The organism is Enterobacter cloacae complex sp. CDL013, from assembly GCF_049238805.1.
GTDB classification, from domain to species: Bacteria; Pseudomonadota; Gammaproteobacteria; order Enterobacterales; family Enterobacteriaceae; genus Enterobacter; species Enterobacter hormaechei_C.
Genome location: NZ_JBMKGT010000002.1, coordinates 111,492 through 134,156 on the forward strand (window position 1 = coordinate 111,492; position 22,665 = coordinate 134,156).

A 22,665-nucleotide genomic window follows, 5' to 3' on the forward strand; every position below is an offset into this window, starting at 1 on the left:
TTAAATCCCCACGCGATTGCATAGCTAGTAAGAAAAATCGGCGCAATTCTAACAGTCCAGGCAAACGTTTGCGAGCCTATTCTCGGCGCGGGGATCTTTTTTTCTGTGCGGCCTGTCCAGGGCAACAAACTTGACTCTGTTCACGAAAATGAAACCGGTTTCGGCGATCTGCTTGCAACGGCAATCCCCTTTGCACATCATCAAAATGAAACCGGTTTCTGTAACTGTTTTTGCAGAAAATAACGCAGAATGAGGGATAGCGAATGTCAGGATTTAAAGCAGGTTTTCTGTGGGGTGGGGCCGTTGCGGCGCACCAGCTTGAAGGCGGCTGGAAAGAGGGCGGCAAGGGCGTGAGCGTTGCTGATGTCATGACGGCAGGCGCCCATGGGGTACCGCGTGAAATCACCAACGGCGTGATGGAGGGGAAAAATTACCCAAACCACGAAGCCATCGACTTCTATCACCGCTATAAAGAAGACATCAAACTCTTTGCCGAAATGGGGTTCAAATGCTTTCGCACCTCCATCGCCTGGACGCGTATCTTCCCGAAAGGCGACGAGCTGGAGCCGAACGAAGCGGGACTCCAATTCTATGACGATCTGTTCGACGAGTGCCTGAAGCACGGCATCGAGCCGGTGATCACGCTTTCCCACTTCGAGATGCCTTTCCACCTGGTGACGGAATACGGCGGCTGGCGCAACCGTAAGCTGATCGACTTCTTTGTCCGCTTCGCGAAGGTCGTTTTTGAGCGCTACCAGCATAAAGTGAAGTACTGGATGACCTTTAACGAGATCAACAACCAGGCCAACTTCCACGAAGACTTTGCGCCGTTTACCAACTCCGGGCTGAAATATGCGCCGGGAGAAGATCGCGAGCCGGTGATGTTCCAGGCGGCGCACTATGAGCTGGTGGCCAGTGCCCTGGCGGTGAAGGCGGGGCGCGAGATCAACCCGTCGCTGCAAATCGGCTGCATGATTGCCATGTGCCCCATCTATCCGCTGACCTGTGCCCCGGACGATATGATGATGGCGATGAACGCCATGCATCGCCGCTACTGGTTCACCGACGTTCACGTGCGCGGCAAGTATCCGCAGCATCTGCTCAACTACTTTGAACGTCGCGGCTTCGCGCTGGATATCACCGAAGAAGATAAAGTGGCGCTGACGCAGGGCTGCGTGGATTACATCGGGTTCAGCTACTACATGTCTTTCGCCACCAAAGCGACGGCGGACAACCCGCAGCTGGACTACGACGAGAGCAAGAGCCTGGTCTCTAACCCGTACGTGCAGAAATCGGACTGGGGCTGGCAGATTGACCCGGTGGGGCTTCGCTACTCCCTGAACTGGTTCTGGGATCACTATCAGCTGCCGCTGTTTATTGTTGAGAACGGCTTTGGCGCGATCGACGTGCAGGAGAGCGACGGCACGGTGAACGACCAGTACCGCATCGACTACCTTTCCGCCCATATCCGCGAGATGAAAAAAGCGGTGGTGGAAGACGGCGTGGATCTGATGGGCTACACGCCGTGGGGCTGTATCGACCTGGTCTCTGCCGGCACCGGCGAGATGAAGAAACGCTACGGCTTTATCTTTGTCGATAAAGATAACGAAGGTAACGGTACGCTGAACCGCAGCAAGAAGAAATCGTTCGACTGGTATAAGCAGGTGATTGCCAGCAACGGAGAGCAGCTATAATTGCCCGGTGGCGCTGCGCTTACCGGGCCTACGGGATGTCCAGGCCGGGTAAGCGTTAGCGCCACCCGGCAGAATCCCGCCCCCAAGCCGGAGCCTCGCCTCCGGCTTTTTTGTTTTTGATTGATGTATGTCAAGCAAGATGGGTATGGCGCAATCCGAAAAAAGCGGTATAATCCCGCGATTTTTTTGCGGATGCCACCTCAGAGGAGAAAGAGAATGAAGATTGTGGAAGTGAAACACCCACTCGTTAAACACAAGTTGGGCCTGATGCGTGAGCATGACATCAGCACGAAGCGTTTTCGCGAACTGGCTTCTGAAGTGGGTAGCCTGCTGACCTACGAAGCGACCTCTGATCTGGAAACGGAAAAAGTGACCATCGAAGGCTGGAACGGCCCGGTACAGGTTGAGCAGATCAAAGGTAAAAAAATTACCGTGGTGCCAATCCTGCGTGCGGGTCTGGGCATGATGGAAGGCGTGCTGGAGCACGTCCCAAGCGCGCGTATCAGCGTGGTGGGTATCTACCGTAACGAAGAGACGCTTGAGCCGGTCCCGTACTTCCAGAAGCTGGTCTCTAACATCGATGAGCGTATGGCGCTGGTGGTTGACCCGATGCTCGCGACCGGCGGTTCGATGATCGCCACCATCGACCTGCTGAAAAAAGCGGGATGCAGCAGCATCAAAGTGCTGGTACTGGTTGCGGCGCCGGAAGGTATCGCGGCGCTGGAAAAAGCGCACCCGGACGTTGAACTCTATACCGCGTCTGTCGACCAGGGACTGAACGAGCACGGGTACATCATCCCGGGGCTCGGCGATGCCGGCGATAAGATTTTTGGTACTAAATAATCGAATAACGATAAAGAAGCCGACTTTGATAGTCGGCTTTTTTTTGAATAAAAACCAACAATAACACTCAGAGGAAAACACTATGACGCGCCGTGCTATCGGGGTGAGTGAAAGACCGCCGCTTTTACAGACAATCCCGCTTAGTTTGCAGCACCTGTTCGCCATGTTTGGCGCAACCGTGCTGGTGCCAATCCTGTTTCACATTAACCCGGCTACCGTGCTGCTGTTTAACGGCATCGGTACGCTGCTTTACCTCTTCATCTGTAAGGGCAAAATCCCGGCCTATCTCGGGTCGAGCTTCGCGTTTATCTCCCCGGTACTGCTGTTGCTGCCGCTGGGTTATGAGGTCGCGCTGGGCGGCTTCATCATGTGCGGCGTGCTGTTCTGCCTGGTCTCCTTCATCGTGAAGAAAGCCGGTACCGGCTGGCTGGACGTGATGTTCCCGCCTGCGGCAATGGGGGCCATCGTTGCCGTCATCGGCCTGGAGCTGGCGGGTGTCGCGGCGAACATGGCTGGGCTGCTGCCTGCGGACGGTCAGTCACCGGATTCTAAAACCATTATTATTTCGCTGGTGACGCTGGGCGTGACGGTATTCGGTTCCGTCCTCTTCCGCGGCTTTATGGCGATTATCCCGATCCTGATCGGCGTGCTGGCGGGTTACGCGCTCTCCTTCGTGATGGGCGTTGTGGATACCACACCGATTGCCGAGGCGCACTGGTTCGCGCTGCCAACCTTCTACACCCCGCGCTTTGAATGGTTCGCCATTTTCACCATTCTGCCTGCCGCGCTGGTGGTGATTGCTGAGCACGTCGGCCACCTGGTGGTGACGGCGAACATCGTGAAGCGCGACCTGATCCGCGACCCGGGCCTGCATCGCTCCATGTTTGCCAACGGTTTCTCCACCATCATCTCTGGTTTCTTCGGCTCCACGCCAAACACGACTTACGGTGAGAATATCGGCGTAATGGCGATCACCCGCGTCTACAGCACCTGGGTTATCGGCGGCGCGGCGATCATCGCCATTCTGCTCTCCTGCGTTGGTAAACTGGCGGCAGCGATCCAGATTATCCCGGTGCCGGTGATGGGCGGCGTTTCTCTGCTGCTGTACGGGGTGATCGGTGCCTCCGGTATTCGCGTGCTGATTGAATCCAAAGTGGATTACAGCAAGGCGCAGAACCTGATCCTGACCTCCGTTATCCTGATTATCGGCGTGAGCGGCGCGAAGGTGCACATCGGCGCGGCAGAGCTGAAGGGTATGGCGCTGGCGACCATCGTCGGCGTCGGCCTGAGCCTGATTTTCAAGCTGATCTCGGTGATCCGCCCGGAAGAGGTGGTGCTGGACGCGGACGACAGCGAAAAAGCGCCACATTGATCGTCATGCCGGGCGAAGGATCGCCCGGTTCTCTCCTTGCAGGTTCCGTGTTAAACTCCATTCCGATTTTATGTAAGATCTCTGGTTGAGGTATTTCTGAACGGACCGGCACAGCTCTCTCTGCCACTTTATCTCCCTGACGATGAAACTTTCGCGAGTTTCTGGCCGGGTGATAACCCCTCTTTACTGGCTGCACTGCAAAACGTGCTGCGCCAGGAACACAGCGGATACATCTATATCTGGTCACGCGAAGGCGCGGGACGCAGCCACCTGCTGCATGCCGCCTGTGCGGAGCTTTCGGCGCGCGGTGACGCGGTAGGCTATGTGCCGCTGGATAAACGCACCTGGTTTGTGCCTGAGGTGCTGGAGGGCATGGAACATCTCTCCCTGGTCTGCATCGATAATATCGAATGCGTGGCGGGGGACGAACCGTGGGAAATGGCGATCTTTAACCTCTACAACCGCATTCTGGAGTCGGGCAAAACCCGGCTGCTGATCACCGGCGATCGTCCGCCGCGCCAGCTCAATCTGGGGCTGCCGGATCTGGCCTCTCGTCTGGACTGGGGGCAAATCTACAAGCTGCAACCGCTGTCGGATGAAGACAAACTCCAGGCACTTCAGTTGCGCGCCAGACTGCGCGGATTTGAACTGCCGGAAGACGTAGGGCGCTTCCTGCTCAAGCGTCTGGATCGGGAGATGCGCACGCTCTTTGATACGCTCGATCAGCTCGATCGCGCCTCCATCACCGCCCAGCGCAAGCTGACCATTCCGTTTGTGAAAGATATTCTTAAGCTTTGAGCTTTTTGCCCGGTGGCGCTGCGCTTACCGGGCCTACGAAAACCCGTCATACCTTGCAGGCCGGGTAAGGCGCAGCCGCCACCCGGCTAAAGATCCCCCAACAAGTGCTCCACCAGCAGCGGAATCGGTCTTCCCGACGCCACGCTCCGTCCGTTTTCTCGCCACAGCGCCGTCCCGCTGATATCCAGATGCGCCCACGGAATAGTCGGCGGGCAGAAATGGTGCAGCAGCCACGCCGCCGAGGCGCTGATCGCCGCATTGTTGGTCGGCGTGTTGCACAGATCGGCAATCGCGCTGTCGGTTTGCTTTCTCAGCCTCGCATCCAGCGGCAGGGACCACACCTCGTCGCCGCTCCGTTTGCCCGCGAGCGTCAGTGCCTGACGCAACGGCTCATCCTGGGTCATCAGCCCGCTCAGCTCATACCCCAGCGCTTTCACCACCGCTCCGGTTAAGGTCGCCATATCAATAATATAATGCGCCTGCGGATGGCGCTGACTCGCCCAGGCGATAGCGTCTGCCAGCACCAGCCGGCCCTCGGCATCGGTGTTGTTGATTTCCACCGTAATGCCGTTGCAGGCTGTTGCCACCGTGCCGGGCTGCATGGCGTCGGGGCCGATGGCGTTTTCCGCCAGCGCCAGCACGCCCATGATGCGCACGGGTAATTTCAGCTCCGCAACGGTCAGCATCAGCCCGAGCACGTTAGCCGCGCCGCACATGTCATATTTCATGGTGTACATGCCCGCGCCTTCCTTCAGCCACAGGCCGCCGGTGTCAAAGGTAATGCCTTTTCCCACGTAGCAGCGCACCGGGCCATCAGACACGCCGTTATAGTGAATAGCCAGCAGGCGAGGCGGGCAGGTCGCCCCTTTGCCAACGGCGTGCAGTAGCCCCAGCCCCTGCTCAACAATTTGCTTTTCATCCAACACCTCGCAGCGCAGAGCAGGGCTGGCGGCACACAGTTTTTGCGCCTCTTCCACCACAAACTGCGGCGTACAGCGGTCGGATGGCATATCCGCCAGACGTCGTGCCGCAACCATGCCGAGCGCAATGGCCTGCTGCTGGCGGAAGGTCGTCTCCAGCTTCGCCTGCTGTTCCGGCAGGCAGAGGGCAGTGATGCAGGTAAGGCGCAGCGCTTCGTCCGTCTTCTTCAGCTTCAGGTCACTGAGCCTGTGCGCCTGATTAAAGAGAAAACGCAGTACCTGCGCCAGCACCACATCGTCGATATCCGTCACGTCCAGCACGAGTTCGGCGCTGGCGGGGGCGGTAAGCAGCGGTCGCAGGGCCGTGATCAACCCTTCGGTCAGGGCGTCATGCCAGAGCGCATCCGGCAACAGAGTGATGCGGGCAAACGGCGCGCAGCCAAAGCGCGCGTCCGCGACGGTGCTCTGCTGGCGCATTTCAGCGATAAGAGCGCTATCCGGTAACAGGGAACTGTCAGCGCGCGCAATCAAATGGCTCTGCGGCTTCGCGTCTGAAAGTGCGTTGATAAACTGGTACGTGATCATCATAACTCCTCAATCGGTGCGCGGATCCGCGCGGCATAGGCCTGCATCCACTCCTCATCTACCGCGTGATAGTGCGTTTTCTCCCGCAGGCGTTCAGTACGGAAAACGGTGAGGGGCTGGCGAGCCGTCGCCACCACGAACGAGAAGGTTTTGATGTTGGTCGCGGCGCCAAATTCTCCTTTGCTGTTCATGCACACCACGGAGAGATCGCCCGCGCGACCGAAGCGCGACATCAGTTTGTCTTCCAGTTCGAACACGACCGAATCCGCCGCCTGCTGCGGCGTCATGCCTTGCGCCATCCGGCGAACGATTTCGTAGCTGGTACAGCCCTTCAACAGATCTTCACCGACGCCCGTGGCGGTGGCCGCGCCGGTTTCGCTGTCGCAGTAAAAGCCGGAGCCGATGATGGGTGAGTCACCGAGGCGACCGCGTTTTTTCATAAACAGGCCGCTGGTGGAAGTGGCGACGCTCATCGAGCCCTGTTTATCGAGGCCGATGATGCCGACGGTGTCATGTCCGTCGTAGGGGCTTAACCCCTTATCCAGCGTTTCGCGGCAGCGCTTACGGTAGTGTTGCATGGCGCGATCCGTGAGCATGGTTTTATCGGCAAAGCCCTGACTCAGCGCCCATTCGCGCGCGCCCTGGCCGACCAGCAGGCTGTTATAGCGCTGGCGGCTGAGCGCGTGCGCCACGCGCACCGGGTTGGCGATATCCACCAGATTGCCCACGGCGCCGAACGCCAGCGTGTCGCCGTCCATATAGGCCGCGTCCAGCTCCACCTCGCCGTTCTCTGTCGGCAGCCCGCCGTAGCCGACGGATTTATACAGCGGAAAGTCCTCGACGGCGGCGACGGCATCCACTACCGCCGCAGCGACCGGTTTGCCCGCAGCCAGCGCAGACGCAGATTCCGTGACGCCTTCAAGCGCCATTCGCCAGGTTGCGATAATTCCCCACATGCTTTACTCCTGTTTTGCAAGGGTGGTGTCGGTTTGCGTAACGCTGGCTATTTCCGCCGCGCGGTACTGTTTATCCAGGATACGCATGAAAGGCAGGTACAGCATGGCGCCAATCAGCAGGTTGATCAGCTGCATCACGCTGCCGCTCAGGTGCCCGGTGACGATAAAGCCGCTAATAACCGGCGGCAGCGTCCAGGGGATAAACACCCCGGTGGTGACGGCGACCGCACCAATTTTCATCGCCGCATACTGCACGGTGACCAGCACCAGCGGCACCAGATTGAACGGGATGAGCATGATTGGGTTCATGATCACCGGCAGGCCAAAGAGAATCGGTTCGTTGATGTTAAACACCGAGGCACCCGCACCGAGGCGCGCCACTTCGCGCATGTTTTTGCTGCGGGCGAAAATCAGCATCGCAATCACCAGCGACAGCGTGGCGCCCGCGCCGCCCATCCAGATCATGTCAAAAAACTGTTCGGTGATGATGTGCGGCGGCGTCGTTCCCGCCTGAATCGCGGCGATGTTGTCGGTCTGGTTCTCCATCCACAGCGGACGAATAATCCCGTTGATCATCGAACCTGAGTTAATGCCCACTGACCACAGAATGGTGATGCTGAATACGGTCATCAGCGCCCCGAAATAAGAGGTGCCGTAGTGGCGCACCGGGGTGGCAACCACTTCATAAATAAACTGGTGGATGGTGTGGTAGTGGGTGTTTTCAAAGATGATGCGGATAAGCAGCACCAGAATCATCACCAGCAGGGCCGGGATCAGGGCCGCGAACGACTCCTGCACCGCAGGAGGCACGCCGTCCGGCATTTTGATGACCAGCTTTTTGCGCTTCAGCCAGCAGAACAGTTCCGTCCACAGCAGGGAACCGATCATCGCCACGAACAGCCCTTTGCTGCCAATCCACTCCACCGGCATCACGGTAATGCCGCCGTTTTCCGCCACTTTGATAAAGGGCGTCAGGATCAGAAACGCGACCAGCGCCAGGATGCCGCAGGAGATGCGGTCCTCGCCATAATGCTCAGCCAGGCGGTAGGCCACCAGGAAGCTGATAAACAGCGACATGGTTGAGAACACCGCGTTAAACGGGATCTCTATAATCGCACTCCAGCTCTCACCAAAGGCCTGAGACATAAACTGCTGATAGGCCTGATTCGGGAAGGAGGAGATCACCAGCAGGATGGAGCCGACGATGATAAACGGCATGAATGAAACGTAGGCCCCACGAATGGCCCCAAGATGACGCTGCTGGGCCGTTTTCGCCGCCAGCGGCATCAGTTTTGCTTCAAGAAATCCCAGAACATTGTTCATTGTGAACTCCGTACAAGATTGAGAGGTGTTGTTTATGTTATGTCTGTGGATTATCAGTGAAGCGCGGCGAGCGAAAGGTGAAATCGGTCACAAAGCATTCGCTGCTCTGATATAAATCTCATAAGATTAGTTGCGGAGAGAGACGCGATGGAAATCAAACTGCATGCCAACGCCACCACCACACCGCGTATCCGTCGTTATCTTCAGCAGTCAGATAAAAGCGACAGAGAGCTTGCCGTTGAGTTGGGTATCTCGGTCACCACCGTCAGGCGCTGGCGCAACCGCGACCAGGTTTCGGATAACCACACCACGCCAAAAGTGATACATAAAGCGTTGAGACAAGAGCAGGCAGCACTGATAAATGCTCTGCGTGATATCACCGGTGCACCGCTGGATGAACTGCTGCTGCTGGTGAATGACGGACTCGGGATCGCCGTTTCCCGCGCGACCCTGAACCGCTACCTCAAACCGGCTTCGGTAAGACAAAAGGGGGCGTCGTTGCAGGGCAAAAAGGCGCTGAAGGCCGGTATCATGCCGCAGAAGCTACTTCTGCATCATCAGCCGCTATCGCTGCATATGGACGACGGTGGGGAGCAACACCTGCTCTGGGCGCGTGAACCCGTTAGCGGCTGGTGCTACGCCCGGCTTTATGCCGGTGTCTCGCCGCAGTTGCTGACCCGCTGGACGAACGAGGTGCTGGCTGCCTGTCCGGCTGATATTCAATCTGTTGAGACTTTTGGGCTGGCAGTGAACTTGCCGGAGCATAACGTCACCGTAAAAGTGCATTCACAGTATTATCTTGCCCTTCAGGCCACCGTGCCGTTACGTGAGATCATTCCGCGGGTGAACAGTGAACCGGCGGGAGCGCTGTTGATCCAACTGTGTGAGTTTTACAACCGGGGAAAAGCGCAGAAAAAGCTGGGAGAGCGTACGCCGCAGGCGTTTCTGGAAGCGCTGCGGCGTAACGATTAGACGATCCCGAGCACGTCTTCCGGTGGACGGCCGATACGCGCCTTGCCGTTCGCCACGACAATCGGGCGCTCAATCAGCTTAGGATTGTCGACCATCGCCTGAATCAGCCGATCTTCAGTGAGACTGGTATCGTTCAGATTAAGCGACTTATACAGATCTTCTTTCTGACGCATCAGGTCGCGTGCGCTGCCCATGTTAAGCATCTTCAGCAGCTGGCGGATCGTCTGCGCATCCGGCGGCGTCTCCAGATACAACACCACTTCCGGATCGATGCCGTTAGACTTCAGCAGATTCAGCGTCTCGCGGCTCTTGGAGCAGCGAGGGTTATGGTAAATTTTTACCGCGTCTGTCATGACTTCTCCTTTATTACATCTTCTCGTACGGCTTAAAGCGTTGTTGCAGGCCGCGCAGCTGGTCGATTCGCGCATCGTAGCGGGCCTGTTGCAGGCTGCCAAGCTTCACCTGTGAGCTGGCGCTGCTCAACAGGGAAATGGCCTGATCGAGGCGACCCGCCAGCGCCAGGCCTTCCGCACGCGCGGCCAGCTCCTGATCGCGGTTACCCAGTTGCCCCTGGGCCTGGGCGAGCAGTTCCCAGCCGTTCTGGTCATCTTTATTGTTAAAGGTGTAGCGGTTCAGAATGGTCACCGCCTCGCCGGGCTGGCCGCCCTGTAGGTAGGCGTTCGCCAGGTTAAGCTGCAATACCGGATTGTTGCGAATGTCTTTCGCCCCTTTCAGACGATTGATCGCATCGGTCGCTTTTTTCTGCCCCAGATCGATATCGGTGGCGAGGTCAAGATACCACGGATTGTCAGGCGCCGACGCCAGCAGCGGCTGTAGCGCTTTACGCGCTTCATCGTACTTGCTGGCCTCCATCGCCTGGAGCGCCTGACCATACTGCGCCGCGTTTTTCTCGCGCACGTTGCCTTTCGCCAGCGCGTCCAGCAGATCGCTGGTGAGCTGATTACGTCCGGAGTTGTACATGCCAAGCGTTCTCACTTTGGCCATGTAGAAATCCTGCGAAGACTGCACCACGACCGGACGCATCTGGTTGGCACGGTTACGGGCATCCGAGAGTCGGCTTTCCGGCAGCGGGTGGGTCAACAGAATTTCAGGCGGGCGCGACGAGTAGCGTGCCTGGTCGAGCAGTTTTTCCAGGAAGCTCGGCATGGCCTGCGGGTCAAAGCCGGAACGCTGTAAAACCTGAATGCCGATGCGGTCTGCTTCCTGCTCGTTCTGCTGGGTAAAGCTGATCATCCCCTGACGCGTCCCCGCCAGCGTCCCGGTAAGCGCCGCCATCCCGGCCTGCGGGCTGGCCATCGCCAGCAAAATGGAACCCAGCGCGCCCACCCAGGTCAGGGGGGCGTTACGCTTCTGATCTTCCATCGCACGCGCCAGATGGCGCTGGGTGACGTGCGAAATTTCGTGCGCCATGACGGACGCCAGCTGGCTTTCGTTATCGGAATAACGGAACAGCGCCGAATGCAGCACCACGTTCCCGCCAAAGAAGGCGAAGGCGTTGATTTCGTCGTTATTGATTAAATAGAAATGGAAGGGCGTTTTTACCGAGTCGGCGTGCGCCACCAGCCGCATCCCCAGACCGTTGATGTACTGCACCAGCAAAGGGTCGTTAATCAGCGGAGCACTGCCGCGCAGCTGGCGTACGTAATAATCACCCATCTGCATCTCCTGCCCGATGGAGAGCGTGCTTCCTGCCGTGGTGCCCATGTCCGGCAATGAATCGGACGAGTCAGCGAAAGCGGGCAACACCTGACCCACCGTCACGGCGGCAATCAGTGTCGCAACCAGTGTTTTTCTCAACTGCCTGAACATAACCACTGTCCTGTATTTTGGATGTGCTAATTTGACCGATGAACCCGCATAACGTTCATCTCCGCTGCTCTGCGAGTGTAGCCGTGTTAAGAGATGAAGAAAATCCCATTCATCAGGGTTTTGCGAAACCTGACAGTGAAACAAAAAGGAAAGTCTTTTTTGTGACAGTTAGATACAATTCACCGTCTCACTCCCGCCATTCGATTCAGGGAAGGGTTGTATGCTCGAAATGTTAATGCAGTGGTATCGGCGTCGGTTTAGCGACCCGGAAGCCATTGCTTTGCTGGTCATTCTGGTTGCCGGATTCGGTATCCTGTTCTTCTTTAGTGGCCTGCTGGCACCGCTACTGGTGGCGATTGTACTGGCGTATCTGTTGGAGTGGCCCACCGCGCGTCTGGAACATATCGGCTGTTCCCGCCGCTGGGCGACCAGCATTGTCCTGGTGCTGTTTGTCGGTATTCTGCTGCTGATGTCCTTCGTGGTGATGCCCATCGCCTGGCAACAGGGGATCTACCTGATCCGTGATATGCCCGGCATGCTGAATAAACTGTCTGATTTTGCCGCCACGCTGCCGCGCCGCTATCCTGCGCTGATGGACGCCGGGATTATTGATGCGATGGCCGAAAACATGCGCGCCCGCATCATGACCATGGGTGATTCGGTGGTGAAATACTCTCTGGCCTCGCTGGTGGGGTTGCTGACGCTGGCGGTTTACCTTGTTCTCGTGCCGCTAATGGTGTTTTTCCTGGTCAAAGATAAAGAGCAGATGCTGAACGCGGTGCGCCGCGTGCTGCCGCGCAATCGCGGTCTCGCCGGTCAGGTCTGGCAGGAGATGAACCAGCAGATCACCAACTACATTCGCGGCAAAGTGCTGGAGATGATTGTGGTGGGCGTGGCGACCTGGATTGGCTTCGTGATCTTCGGGCTGAACTACTCGCTGCTGCTGGCGGTGCTGGTCGGATTCTCGGTTCTGATCCCGTATATCGGCGCGTTTGTGGTGACCATTCCGGTAGTCGGTGTGGCGCTGTTCCAGTTTGGTCTGGGTACGGAGTTCTGGAGCTGTTTCGCCGTATACCTGATTATTCAGGGACTGGATGGGAACCTGCTGGTACCGGTGCTGTTCTCAGAAGCCGTTAACCTGCATCCGCTGGTGATTATCCTGTCAGTGGTGATTTTCGGCGGGCTGTGGGGATTCTGGGGCGTGTTCTTCGCCATTCCGCTGGCGACGCTGATTAAAGCCGTGGTCCACGCGTGGCCGGATGTGCCGGCGGTGGAGGAGAAGTAGTTTTGCCGGGTGGCGCTGCGCTTACCCGGCCTACTTATTCTTGTAGGTCGGGTAAGGCGAAGCCGCCACCCGACACTCACTTTCAGGCACTTTCTTTCAGCCACTTCAACACCACGTCGTGGTGGTTGCTGGTTTTGAAATCATCAAACACGTGCTCAACTCTACCGTCAGCGCCAATCAGGAAGCTGATACGGTGAATACCGTCGTACGTTTTGCCCATAAAGGACTTCTCACCCCAGACGCCAAACTGCTCGCAAACCTGGTGGTCTTCATCGGAAAGCAGCGTGAAGTTCAGCAGCTCTTTTTCCGCAAAACGTGACAGCTTCTCTGGCTTATCGGTGCTGATGCCCAGCACTTCCACACCGACCTTTTTCAACTCATCCATGTTGTCGCGTAGACCGCAGGCCTGTACGGTACAGCCCGGGGTCATGGCTTTCGGGTAGAAATAGACCAGAACACGCTGTCCCTGGAAGTCGGTCAAATTTACTTGCTCGCCGTCTTGATCCGGTAAGCTAAATTTCGGTGCGATATCACCGGCTTTCAGTGGGTTCATTACTCAACTCCATCCTGTTCGTGCTGCGAATAATCGACGACGCTTATACTGCCTTGCGCGTGTAATTCTGTACAGAGGGCTTTGAACGCTTGCTCGATATTTGACGCATCCTGCGAGGCAGGGCTGTGTGCGGTAATTTGAATAAACAGCGTCGGGATTGCGTTTTCATCGCCCGGCTGCGTGCGGGAAACCAGTTCGGCAATGTTCATCTGATGGCTGTCAAACAGCGCCGTAAAACGTTCAATCAGATGAGGTGAATCAGGCACTTCAACCTGTACCCAGACCGTGGCAGGCAGAGCCGGACGCGGGCGCGCGGTGGTGCGCTTCATCACAATCAGTAAATCCAGCTCTGCGCCTTTCAGCGGCAGGGTAGATTCGATGAGGGTAATGGCATTCCATGTTCCGGAAAGCAGCATGATGAACGTGAACTCTTCGCCAAGCATAGCCAGCCGGCTGTCTTCGATGTTGCAGCCGCAGCTGCTCACGTGGCGAGTGATGGTATTCACGATACCCGGCCTGTCAGCACCCAGCGCAGTGATAACCAGGTAATGTTGTGATGAGGTTGTCAAACCTGTTCTTCCTTTGCGTGGTTAAGTCTTCCTAAGGAAAGCATAAAAAAAACATGCATACAACCGCCTGAGAGCCTCAGGTCGCTTGCTTTTATTACAGTTCCAAACGTAACATTGAGGCTCTTGTTCGCACAGAGGATGGCTCATGTTCACGGGAAGTATTGTCGCGCTTGTTACACCGATGGATGAAAAAGGTAATGTCTGCCGGTCAAGCATGAAGAAGCTCATTGATTACCATGTCGCCAATGGAACCTCGGCGATCGTTTCGGTAGGGACTACCGGTGAATCCGCTACGCTGAGCCACGAAGAGCACGGCGACGTTGTGATGCTGACCCTGGAACTGGCGGACGGGCGTATTCCGGTCATCGCGGGGACGGGCGCAAACGCAACCGCAGAAGCTATCAGTCTGACCCAACGTTTTAACGACAGCGGCATTGTCGGCTGTCTGACGGTGACCCCTTATTACAACCGTCCTACTCAGGAAGGTTTGTTCCAGCATTTCAAAGCCATCGCTGAACATACTGACTTGCCACAAATTCTGTATAATGTGCCGTCCCGTACCGGTTGCGATATGCTGCCGGAAACCGTTGGCCGTCTCTCGAAAGTAAAAAATATTATCGGGATTAAAGAGGCGACAGGGAACTTAAGCCGCGTTCATCAGATCAAAGAGCTGGTTTCAGACGACTTTATCCTGTTGAGCGGTGATGATGCGACCGCGCTGGACTTTATGCAGCTCGGTGGTAACGGCGTGATTTCCGTGACGGCGAACGTGGCGGCGCGCGATATGGCTGACATGTGCAAACTGGCCGCAGCCGGTCACTTTGATGAAGCTCGCGTGATTAATCAGCGTCTGATGCCGTTGCACAATAAATTATTTGTCGAACCCAATCCGATCCCAGTGAAATGGGCATGTAAGGAGTTGGGGCTTGTAGCAACCGACACGCTGCGTTTGCCAATGACACCGATTACCGACCACGGTCGTGAAATTGTCGCTGGCGCGCTGAAGCATGCCGGTTTGCTGTAAAGTTTAGGGAGATTTGATGGCTTATTCAGTACAGAAGTCGCGCCTGGCGAAGGTTGCGGGTGTTTCGCTTGTTATGCTCCTCGCTGCCTGTAGTTCAGACTCGCGCTACAAGCGCCAGGTGAGCGGTGATGAATCCTATCTGGATGCGCCGCCGCTTGCTGAACTTCACGCGCCTGCCGGCATGATCCTGCCGATCCAGAACGGTGATTATAATATTCCGGTTACCAACGGCAGCGGCCTGGTGGGTAAAGCGCTCGATATTCGTCCGCCAGCTCAGCCTCTGGCGCTCGTGAGCGGCGCGCGCACGCAGTTCACCGGTGATACAGCTTCTCTGCTGGTGGAAAGCGCACGCGGTACAACGCTGTGGCCGCAGGTTGTAAGCGTCATTCAGTCGAAAAACTATACGATTGATAAACGCGACGACGCCAGCCAAGCTTTAACCACCGACTGGATTGAGTGGAACCGTCTCGATGAAGACCAGCAGTACCGTGGTCGTTATCAAGTCTCCGTTAAGCCGCAGGGTTATCAGCAGGCGGTTACCGTTAAGCTGTTGAATCTTGAGCAGGCAGGTAAACCGGTTGCCGATCCGTCCGCCATGCAGCGCTACAGCACTGAAATGCTGAACGTGATTGCAGCGGGTCTGGATAAGAACGCTACCGATGCCGCAAACGCCGCGCAGAACCGTAACGGCTCAACCTTTGACGTGCAGAGCGGTGCAGACGATACCGGTCTGCCGATGCTGGTGGTGCGTGCGCCGTTTAACCAGACCTGGCAGCGTCTGCCAGCAACGCTTGAAAAAGTGGGCATGAAGGTGACCGACAGCACCCGTTCAACGGGCAGCATCACAGCGACCTATAAGCCGCTGTCTGATAGCGCCTGGCAGGAGTTGGGGGCAAGCGATCCACAGCTGCCTTCCGGTGACTACAAAATCCAGGTCGGCGACCTCGATAACCGCAGCAGCCTGCAATTTATCGATCCGAAAGGATACACGCTGACCCAGGCGCAGAACGATGCGCTGGTCGCTGCCTTCCAGGCCGCATTCAGCAAATAATAGTGAGGGCTGGTTAATCCAGCCCTTTTTATTTTCGTGCTACGCAAACGTGTGCGTGGCATAATATGGCCAGTTTTGAATACAAATCATCACACCAGGAGTAATGAAGATGCAGAAGCAAGCTGAGTTGTATCGTGGCAAAGCGAAAACCGTATACAGCACGGAAAACCCGGATCTGTTGGTGCTCGAATTCCGCAATGATACGTCAGCAGGAGACGGCGCACGCATTGAGCAGTTCGATCGTAAGGGCATGGTGAACAACAAGTTCAACCACTTCATTATGACCAAACTGGCCGAAGCCGGTATCCCGACTCAGATGGAAGCGTTGTTGTCCGATACGGAATGTCTGGTAAAAAAACTGGATATGGTGCCGGTTGAGTGCGTGATCCGTAACCGTGCCGCAGGCTCCCTGGTGAAGCGTCTGGGCATCGAAGAAGGTATCGAACTGAATCCACCGCTGTTCGATCTGTTCCTGAAAAACGACGCCATGCATGACCCGATGGTCAACGAATCCTACTGTGAAACCTTCGGCTGGGTAAGCAAAGAGAACCTGGCGCGCATGCAGGAACTGACCTACAAAGCCAACGACGTGCTGAAAAAGCTGTTTGATGACGCGGGCCTGATCCTGGTCGACTTCAAGCTGGAGTTCGGTCTGTACAAAGGCGAAGTGGTGCTGGGCGACGAATTCTCTCCGGACGGCAGCCGCCTGTGGGACAAAGAGACGCTGGATAAAATGGACAAAGACCGTTTCCGCCAGAGTCTGGGTGGCGTGGTCGAAGCGTACGAAGCGGTTGCTCACCGTTTAGGCGTTAAGCTCGACTAAACTGCGCATTTGCCAAAGGATGTGGGCATCCTTTGGCGTCTTATCCTTGTTTACTATGGTAATCCTTTCATTAACCGCCTACGATCATAGCTATTATAAATGGAATAGTTCGAGGTGTTTATGCGCTGGCAAGGGCGTCGTGAAAGTGACAACGTAGAAGACAGACGCAGCAGCGGTGGCGGTGGTCCGTCTATGGGCGGGCCAGGTTTCCGGTTACCCAGCGGCAAGGGCGGCATTATTCTGCTGGTCGTCGTGCTGGTGGCGGGCTACTACGGTGTCGACCTGACCGGTTTGATGACCGGTGAAACCGGGCAACAGCAGCAGTATTCTCAGCGCTCCATCAGCCCGAATGAAGATGAAGCGGCGAAATTTACTTCCGTTATTCTCGCGACGACCGAAGATACCTGGGGTCAGCAGTTCGAGAAAATGGGGCGGACTTATCAGCCGCCAAAACTGGTGATGTACCGGGGCGCAACCCGCGCCGGCTGCGGCACCGGGCAGTCCGTTATGGGGCCGTTCTACTGCCCGGCGGACAGCACCGTCTATATCGATCTCTCCTTCTATGACGACATGAAAAGCAAGCTGGGCGCCGACGGCGATTTTGCCCAGGGCTACGTGATCGCGCATGAAGTCGGCCACCATGTGCAGAAGCTCCTCGGCATTGAGCCTAAAGTGCGTCAGATGCAGCAGAATGCGTCTCAGGCGGAGGTGAATCGTCTGTCCGTACGCATGGAGCTTCAGGCCGACTGCTTCGCTGGCGTCTGGGGACACAGCATGCAGCAGCAGGGCGTGCTGGAAACAGGCGATCTGGAAGAGGCCCTGAATGCCGCACAGGCGATTGGTGACGATCGCTTGCAGCAGCAGAGCCAGGGGCGCGTTGTGCCGGACAGCTTTACCCATGGCACCTCAGAGCAGCGCTACAGCTGGTTTAAGCGTGGCTTCGACAGCGGCAACCCGTCGCAGTGTAATACCTTCGGCAAAGCTATGTGATGTTGGGGTTTGAACAGCTGGTTAACCAGCTTCAGCGTACCGGGCACCGCCGGCTGGTGGTGCTCAGCGGCGATGAAGCGTGGACGTTGAGCCAGGCGACCCATCTGCGCGATACGTTTCCAGGAGACTGGCTGTGGCTGGAGGAAAACCCCTCTAAGGCCATCAGCGGCCTGCTGGGACGTGAATACCTGCACGCCGTTTTTGACGCGCGAGACGGGTTTGACGTCTCGGCCTTCGCCGCCCTCAGCGGGACCCTGCGCGCCGGAAGCCTTCTGGTGCTGCTGGTGCCGCCGTTCTCCGTCTGGGCCGACAGGCCCGACAGGGATTCTCTGCGCTGGAGCGACAGCGCAGAGCCGATCGCCACCCCGCACTTTGTTCACCACTTTTGCCGGATGCTTGCCGCCGATTCAGATGCCATCGTCTGGCATCAACATCGTCCTCTGTGCCTTCCCGTTGCGCCAGATTTACCCGCCTGGCAGCCCGCCAGCGGTGAACCGCAGCGCGAGCAGGCTGAAATCCTCGACGCTCTTCTGACCATGCCTGCGGGCGTGGCCGCCGTGACGGCGCCGCGCGGACGGGGAAAGTCCGCCCTGGCGGGCATGTTGCTGAGCGGCATTCAGGGGAGTGCAGTAGTGACGGCACCGGCAAAAGGGGCGACGGATGTCATCGCGCGTTTCGCCGGGGAACATTTTCACTTTATGGCCCCGGATGCGCTGCTGGCCTCCACCACAGAAGCTGACTGGCTGATTGTCGATGAGGCAGCCGCCATCCCCGGCCCGCTGCTGGAGAAGCTGGTGTCGCGCTTTCCCCGCGTGTTGCTGACCACCACGGTGCAGGGTTATGAAGGCACGGGCAGGGGATTCCTGCTGAAGTTCTGCGCCCGGTTCAGCGGGCTGCGGCGTTATACCTTATCCACGCCAGTTCGCTGGGCTGCCGGATGCCCCCTTGAGCGGATAGTGGCGAACGCGCTGCTGTTCGACGATGCGCTTATCGATCGCAAACCGGCAGGGGAGGTACGTTTAACGTCGCTGGAGCCCGGGATATGGGAGAACGATCCGGCGCGCGGGGCAGGCGTGTATGAACTGCTGTGTGCCGCGCACTACCGAACGTCCCCCCTCGATTTACGCCGGATGATGGACGCCCCCGGCCAGCACTTTGCTGTTGCTCAGGCGGGCGCGGAGATCGCGGGCGCGCTCTGGCTGGTGGAGGAGGGGGGATTACCCCCTGAACTTAGCCGCGCAGTATGGGCGGGGTTTCGTCGGCCGCGTGGAAATCTGGTGGCGCAGTCGCTGGCGGCGCACGGCGGTTCGCCGCTCGCGGCGACGCTGAAAGGCCGACGCGTCAGCCGCATTGCGGTTCATCCCCATCGCCAGCGGGAAGGCATCGGCCAGCGGCTGATCCGCAGTGCCAGCGGAGAAGATTATCTCTCGGTCAGCTTTGGCTATACCGACGAGCTGTGGCGTTTCTGGCGGCAGTGCGGGTTTGTGCTGGTGCGGATGGGCAGCCACCGGGAAGCCAGCAGCGGGTGCTATACGGCGATGGCGTTGCTGCCGCTGAGCGAGGCGGGGCATCAGCTCTGCGAACAGGCGCATCAGCGTTTATGTCGTGATATGCGCGTCCTGTCGGCCTGGAATGGCGAAAAGATCCCGGTGACGGATGCATGGGAAGCTACCCTTAATAGTGATGACTGGCTGGAGCTGGCGGGGTTTGCCTTTGCTCACCGGGCGTTTTCAACCTCGGTTGCGGCGCTAACGCGATTGGTGTTAGCCGTGGACATCCCACTCCCGGCGCTGCGCGGGAAAATGGAAGGGAATACGCACGATTTCGGGCGCAAAGCGTTGCTGGCGAAGCTACGCGAGGAAACCGCACGCGCGCTTGAAAGGCTTGATTACTCCCGTAGCCAGCAGCTGAAAGCCGACATTTTGCAATGGCAATTTTTTCAATGACTTCTTCAGTAAAGTGGCATGGTCATTACCCCGCAGAGGCGTAAAATCCTGCTTATCAATTAAGGAGATCGCCATGAAACATGACCATTTTGTTGTGCAAAGCCCGGATACGCCTGCTAAACAGCTCCTGCTTCTGTTTCATGGCGTGGGCGACAATGCCGTCAATATGGGACAGATTGGCAGCTGGTTTGCACCCGTTTTCCCACACGCGCTGATCGTCAGCATCGGCGGCGTGGAGCCGTGCGGTCCGGACGGTCGGCAGTGGTTTTCCGTCGAGGGCGTGACGGAGGAGAATCGTCAGGCGCGTATTGATGCCGTTATGCCAGCCTTTATCGATACCGTGCGTTACTGGCAGCAGCAGAGCGGCGTAGGCGCCGACGCAACGGCGCTGATTGGCTTCTCTCAGGGTTCAATCATGTCGCTGGAAAGCGTAAAAGCGCAGCCCGGACTGGTGTCCCGCGTGATTGCCTTTAACGGGCGTTTTGCGACGTTACCGCAAAGCGCGACCACGCAGACCACGATCCATCTCATTCATGGGGGTGAAGACCGGGTAATTGAGCTTTCGCATGCAGTAGCCGCCCAGGAGACGCTGATGCGCGAGGGCGGAGATGTGACGCTGGATATCGTAGACGATCTGGGGCATGCCATTGACGATCGCAGCATGCAGTTCGCGCTCGATCATCTGCGTTATACCGTACCGAAGCACTACTTTGATGAAGCGCTCAGCGGCGCGAAGCCGAATGACGATGATATCGTCGAGTATATTTAAACATTTCCCCTCACCCTAACCCTCTCCCCAAAGGGAGAGGGAACAAAACCCCCCTCGTCCCTCTGGGGAGAGGGGCCGGGGGTGAGGGGTGTGTACAATTACTTCTTCTGGTCCTTCTTCGGCCAGTCGTCTTCATCGTCCCACTTGTCGTTAAAATCACGGTGCGGCGGAAGATCCGGTTTGTTGGCAAGGAACTTTTTGTGGTCAACGCGCTTGAGATCTTTAATCACGTTAAGCAGCACGCCTACCAGAAATACCAACACCAGAATCCACCAGTACTTTGAAAGCCAGTCCATTCGCTAATCCTCTTTAAGCACCCGTCAGGCGACGAGTTGCTCCATAATACGTTGATACATGCGGGCCAGCAGTTGTAAATCGGCAGCGTTCACGCATTCATTGATTTTGTGAATCGTCGCGTTAACCGGACCCAGTTCGACAACCTGTGCGCCCATGCGGGCGATAAAGCGTCCGTCAGACGTGCCGCCCGTTGTCAGCAGTTGTGGCTTAATTTCATTATAGTGCGCAATGGCGTTCACTACCGCATCCACCAGTTTACCGCGCTGCGTCAGGAACGGCTGGCCAGACAGCCACCAGTCGAGGGTATAGCGCAGCTGATATTTCTCGAGCAGCGCAATCACTCGCGCTTTGATCATCTCGTCAGTCAGTTCGGTGCTGAAGCGGAAGTTAAACTGGACGAAGAGATCGCCGGGAATGACGTTGTTGCTGCCGGTGCCAGCCTTGATGTTGGCTATCTGCATGCTGGTTGGCGGGAAAAATTCATTGCCTTTATCCCATTCAATGCTCACCAGTTCGTTCAGCATCGGCGCGGCGCGGTGTACCGGGTTATCCGCCAGGTGCGGATAGGCAACGTGGCCCTGCACGCCATGAATAGTCAAATTGCAGGTCAGGGATCCACGGCGGCCATTTTTCACCACATCGCCCACCACTTCGGTGCTGGACGGTTCGCCCACCAGACAGTAGTCCAGACGTTCATTGCGCGCCATCAGCGCCTCAACGACCTTCACGGTGCCGTTGTGGGCGCTGGCTTCTTCATCGGAGGTAATCAAAAACGCAAGACGGTTTTTATGGTTCGGATGCTGGGCGACGAAACGCTCTGCCGCCACGACCATCGCAGCCAGGGAACCTTTCATGTCCGCAGCGCCGCGTCCGAAAAGCATGCCGTCGCGGATGGTCGGCTCAAAAGGCGGGTTGATCCAGCGGTCTGCGTCGCCCGCGGGAACTACGTCAGTATGTCCGGCAAACGCCAGCGTCTCCCCCTGACCACGCCATGCCCAGAAGTTCTGCGTATCGCCAAAATCCATGTGCTCCACGGTAAAACCGATGGCACGCAGGCGCTCAATCATTAATGCCTGACAACCTGCGTCGTCCGGGCTAAGGGAAGGACGGCGAATAAGCTGCTGAGTCAGCTCAATGACCGGGCATGACATAGACTACACCTCAACGAATAAATCTGAATAAAGGGTTTCACTGAAACCCAGCAGCATAGGCTGACCTGGCTTGCAGAGCAATGGGCGTTTGATGATTGCCGGCATTTCAAGCATCAATTTGGCTGCGCTGTCGGCGTCGTTGATCGTGGCCCGGAGAGATTCATCCAGTTTTCGCCAGGTGGTCCCGCGGGTATTCAGCAGCGCTTCCCATCCCAGTTCGTTGATGGCGGAATGGAGAAACGCGGGGTCAAGCCCGTCGGCACGGTAATCGTGGAAGCGATAGTCGATGTTGTGTGCTTCCAGCCAGCGGCGGGCTTTTTTAATCGTGTCGCAATTCTTAATGCCGTACATCACAACCATAGTGAATCCTTTTGTTCTTTTGTGGATTTAATGTTCAATATTTTCGAAGATATATCCTTAAGTGGAATATAACACATTCGGAATTTTTCGGGATTTACAATTCTCCATAATTCAACGAACAGCTGTAAGCTGAATAGTCTTTCATCTTTTAAGCATAGTTGTCCACCCTGTTTAAATTGCCAATACACTCAGGGGGAAATTAAAAATGCTGTCATTTTTCCGACTATTTCAAAATATTGCTGTAGGTCACATAAAATTTACCCGGCAACGCTCATAGTAATCCTAAACCTACCAGTACAGCGGGGCTCAATCACAGCAATCGGTTAAAGTGGCTTCACAATGATGATACGTTTTCGTAGAATGCGCATAATAATAAGAGAGGTTGTTATGATTGAACGTGAACTGGGGAACTGGAAAGATTTTATCGAAGGCATGCTTCGTAAATGAATTTCCGGTAAGAAATGCAAGAGCACTTAATTAACTAAAATAACCATAGTGTGAAAGAATCACACAATAAAAAGGCGGCCTGTAAAGCCGCCTTTTTTTATTTCAAC

23 protein-coding genes are annotated in these 22,665 nt (G+C 56.7%); 13 read left to right on the plus strand and 10 right to left on the minus strand.

What is annotated here, in order from left to right; translation table 11 throughout:
• Positions 1-263: 263 nt before the first annotated feature.
• From ACOTXD_RS03570 to ACOTXD_RS03585, 4 genes are all read left to right on the plus strand, one after another.
• The gene (locus ACOTXD_RS03570) at positions 264-1,694 is read left to right on the plus strand and encodes a 6-phospho-beta-glucosidase (RefSeq protein WP_061856673.1); all 1,431 of its coding nucleotides are present in this window, start codon (positions 264-266) and stop codon (positions 1,692-1,694) included.
• Positions 1,695-1,910: 216 nt separating this feature from the next.
• Positions 1,911-2,537, plus strand: a complete 627-nt coding sequence (upp, locus tag ACOTXD_RS03575; protein WP_003860560.1) for a uracil phosphoribosyltransferase — start codon at positions 1,911-1,913, stop codon at positions 2,535-2,537.
• Between the two features lie 82 nt (positions 2,538-2,619).
• Positions 2,620-3,909, plus strand: a complete 1,290-nt coding sequence (gene uraA / locus ACOTXD_RS03580) for a uracil permease (RefSeq protein WP_003860558.1) — start codon at positions 2,620-2,622, stop codon at positions 3,907-3,909.
• 96 nt (positions 3,910-4,005) lie between these two features.
• A complete protein-coding gene (locus tag ACOTXD_RS03585; RefSeq protein WP_211482948.1) occupies positions 4,006-4,707 on the plus strand; it encodes a DnaA inactivator Hda in 702 nt (233 codons plus the stop codon).
• A gap of 86 nt (positions 4,708-4,793) precedes the next feature.
• On the opposite strand, the gene ACOTXD_RS03590 is transcribed toward ACOTXD_RS03585, so the two are convergent.
• Genes ACOTXD_RS03590 through celB form a run of 3 tightly spaced genes read right to left on the minus strand, consistent with a single transcriptional unit; the run spans position 4,794 to position 8,491 of the window.
• The gene (locus ACOTXD_RS03590) at positions 4,794-6,212 is read right to left on the minus strand and encodes a leucyl aminopeptidase family protein (protein WP_045343153.1); all 1,419 of its coding nucleotides are present in this window, start codon (positions 6,210-6,212) and stop codon (positions 4,794-4,796) included.
• Positions 6,212-7,168: a N(4)-(beta-N-acetylglucosaminyl)-L-asparaginase gene (locus tag ACOTXD_RS03595; protein WP_061856671.1), complete on the minus strand. Its 957-nt coding sequence runs from the start codon at positions 7,166-7,168 to the stop codon at positions 6,212-6,214. Before ACOTXD_RS03595 ends, ACOTXD_RS03590 begins: the two co-directional genes overlap by 1 nt.
• A 3-nt stretch (positions 7,169-7,171) precedes the next feature.
• The gene (gene celB, locus ACOTXD_RS03600) at positions 7,172-8,491 is read right to left on the minus strand and encodes a PTS cellobiose transporter subunit IIC (protein ID WP_023325032.1); all 1,320 of its coding nucleotides are present in this window, start codon (positions 8,489-8,491) and stop codon (positions 7,172-7,174) included.
• Between the two features lie 147 nt (positions 8,492-8,638).
• On the opposite strand from celB, the gene ACOTXD_RS03605 reads away from it, so the two are divergent.
• Positions 8,639-9,463, plus strand: coding sequence for a hypothetical protein (locus ACOTXD_RS03605; protein WP_003860550.1), 825 nt, complete (start codon positions 8,639-8,641; stop codon positions 9,461-9,463).
• On the opposite strand, the gene arsC is transcribed toward ACOTXD_RS03605, so the two are convergent.
• Both arsC and bepA read right to left on the minus strand, forming a co-directional pair.
• A complete protein-coding gene (gene arsC, locus ACOTXD_RS03610; RefSeq protein WP_003860549.1) occupies positions 9,460-9,816 on the minus strand; it encodes an arsenate reductase (glutaredoxin) in 357 nt (118 codons plus the stop codon). The two genes, ACOTXD_RS03605 and arsC, sit on opposite strands and share 4 nt — an antisense overlap.
• Before the next feature lie 13 nt (positions 9,817-9,829).
• Positions 9,830-11,293, minus strand: coding sequence for a beta-barrel assembly-enhancing protease (bepA, locus tag ACOTXD_RS03615; RefSeq protein ID WP_003860547.1), 1,464 nt, complete (start codon positions 11,291-11,293; stop codon positions 9,830-9,832).
• Between the two features lie 220 nt (positions 11,294-11,513).
• On the opposite strand from bepA, the gene ACOTXD_RS03620 reads away from it, so the two are divergent.
• Positions 11,514-12,578, plus strand: a complete 1,065-nt coding sequence (locus ACOTXD_RS03620) for an AI-2E family transporter (protein ID WP_003860546.1) — start codon at positions 11,514-11,516, stop codon at positions 12,576-12,578.
• A gap of 82 nt (positions 12,579-12,660) precedes the next feature.
• On the opposite strand, the gene bcp is transcribed toward ACOTXD_RS03620, so the two are convergent.
• Together bcp and ACOTXD_RS03630 are read right to left on the minus strand one after the other, a co-directional pair.
• Positions 12,661-13,131 carry a thioredoxin-dependent thiol peroxidase gene (bcp, locus tag ACOTXD_RS03625; protein ID WP_003860544.1) on the minus strand — a complete coding sequence of 157 codons (471 nt, stop codon included), beginning with the start codon at positions 13,129-13,131 and terminating at the stop codon, positions 12,661-12,663.
• On the minus strand, positions 13,131-13,700 hold the full coding sequence (locus ACOTXD_RS03630) for a glycine cleavage system transcriptional repressor (RefSeq protein WP_000213743.1): 570 nt from the start codon (positions 13,698-13,700) through the stop codon (positions 13,131-13,133). The genes bcp and ACOTXD_RS03630 overlap by 1 nt, the downstream gene beginning before the upstream one ends.
• A gap of 145 nt (positions 13,701-13,845) precedes the next feature.
• Here ACOTXD_RS03630 and dapA point away from each other — a divergent pair, with 145 nt between their 5' ends.
• From dapA to ypfH, 6 genes are all read left to right on the plus strand, one after another.
• Positions 13,846-14,724, plus strand: coding sequence for a 4-hydroxy-tetrahydrodipicolinate synthase (gene dapA / locus ACOTXD_RS03635; RefSeq protein WP_003860542.1), 879 nt, complete (start codon positions 13,846-13,848; stop codon positions 14,722-14,724).
• A 16-nt stretch (positions 14,725-14,740) separates the two neighbouring features.
• Positions 14,741-15,775 (plus strand): outer membrane protein assembly factor BamC, encoded by a 1,035-nt coding sequence (gene bamC, locus ACOTXD_RS03640; protein WP_061856668.1) that lies wholly within the window; start codon positions 14,741-14,743, stop codon positions 15,773-15,775.
• 109 nt (positions 15,776-15,884) lie between these two features.
• Entirely contained in the window at positions 15,885-16,598 is a 714-nt protein-coding gene (purC, locus tag ACOTXD_RS03645; protein ID WP_001171626.1) for a phosphoribosylaminoimidazolesuccinocarboxamide synthase, read from the plus strand.
• A gap of 120 nt (positions 16,599-16,718) precedes the next feature.
• Positions 16,719-17,588: a neutral zinc metallopeptidase gene (locus ACOTXD_RS03650; protein WP_126501120.1), complete on the plus strand. Its 870-nt coding sequence runs from the start codon at positions 16,719-16,721 to the stop codon at positions 17,586-17,588.
• Positions 17,588-19,534 (plus strand): tRNA(Met) cytidine acetyltransferase TmcA, encoded by a 1,947-nt coding sequence (locus tag ACOTXD_RS03655; protein WP_061856667.1) that lies wholly within the window; start codon positions 17,588-17,590, stop codon positions 19,532-19,534. The genes ACOTXD_RS03650 and ACOTXD_RS03655 overlap by 1 nt, the downstream gene beginning before the upstream one ends.
• Before the next feature lie 73 nt (positions 19,535-19,607).
• Positions 19,608-20,303 carry an esterase gene (gene ypfH, locus ACOTXD_RS03660; protein WP_061856666.1) on the plus strand — a complete coding sequence of 232 codons (696 nt, stop codon included), beginning with the start codon at positions 19,608-19,610 and terminating at the stop codon, positions 20,301-20,303.
• Between the two features lie 98 nt (positions 20,304-20,401).
• On the opposite strand, the gene ACOTXD_RS03665 is transcribed toward ypfH, so the two are convergent.
• From ACOTXD_RS03665 to ACOTXD_RS03675, 3 genes are read right to left on the minus strand one after another with little or no spacing between them, the layout of a single operon-like run.
• A complete protein-coding gene (locus tag ACOTXD_RS03665; RefSeq protein ID WP_000383991.1) occupies positions 20,402-20,599 on the minus strand; it encodes a YpfN family protein in 198 nt (65 codons plus the stop codon).
• A 24-nt stretch (positions 20,600-20,623) separates the two neighbouring features.
• Positions 20,624-21,751 carry a succinyl-diaminopimelate desuccinylase gene (gene dapE / locus ACOTXD_RS03670; RefSeq protein WP_003863566.1) on the minus strand — a complete coding sequence of 376 codons (1,128 nt, stop codon included), beginning with the start codon at positions 21,749-21,751 and terminating at the stop codon, positions 20,624-20,626.
• Between the two features lie 3 nt (positions 21,752-21,754).
• Positions 21,755-22,111: an ArsC family reductase gene (locus ACOTXD_RS03675; RefSeq protein WP_015572203.1), complete on the minus strand. Its 357-nt coding sequence runs from the start codon at positions 22,109-22,111 to the stop codon at positions 21,755-21,757.
• Between the two features lie 387 nt (positions 22,112-22,498).
• On the opposite strand from ACOTXD_RS03675, the gene ypfM reads away from it, so the two are divergent.
• Complete coding sequence (gene ypfM / locus ACOTXD_RS03680; protein WP_015572204.1) at positions 22,499-22,558, plus strand: protein YpfM; 60 nt, start codon at positions 22,499-22,501, stop codon at positions 22,556-22,558.
• Positions 22,559-22,665 lie beyond the last annotated feature (107 nt).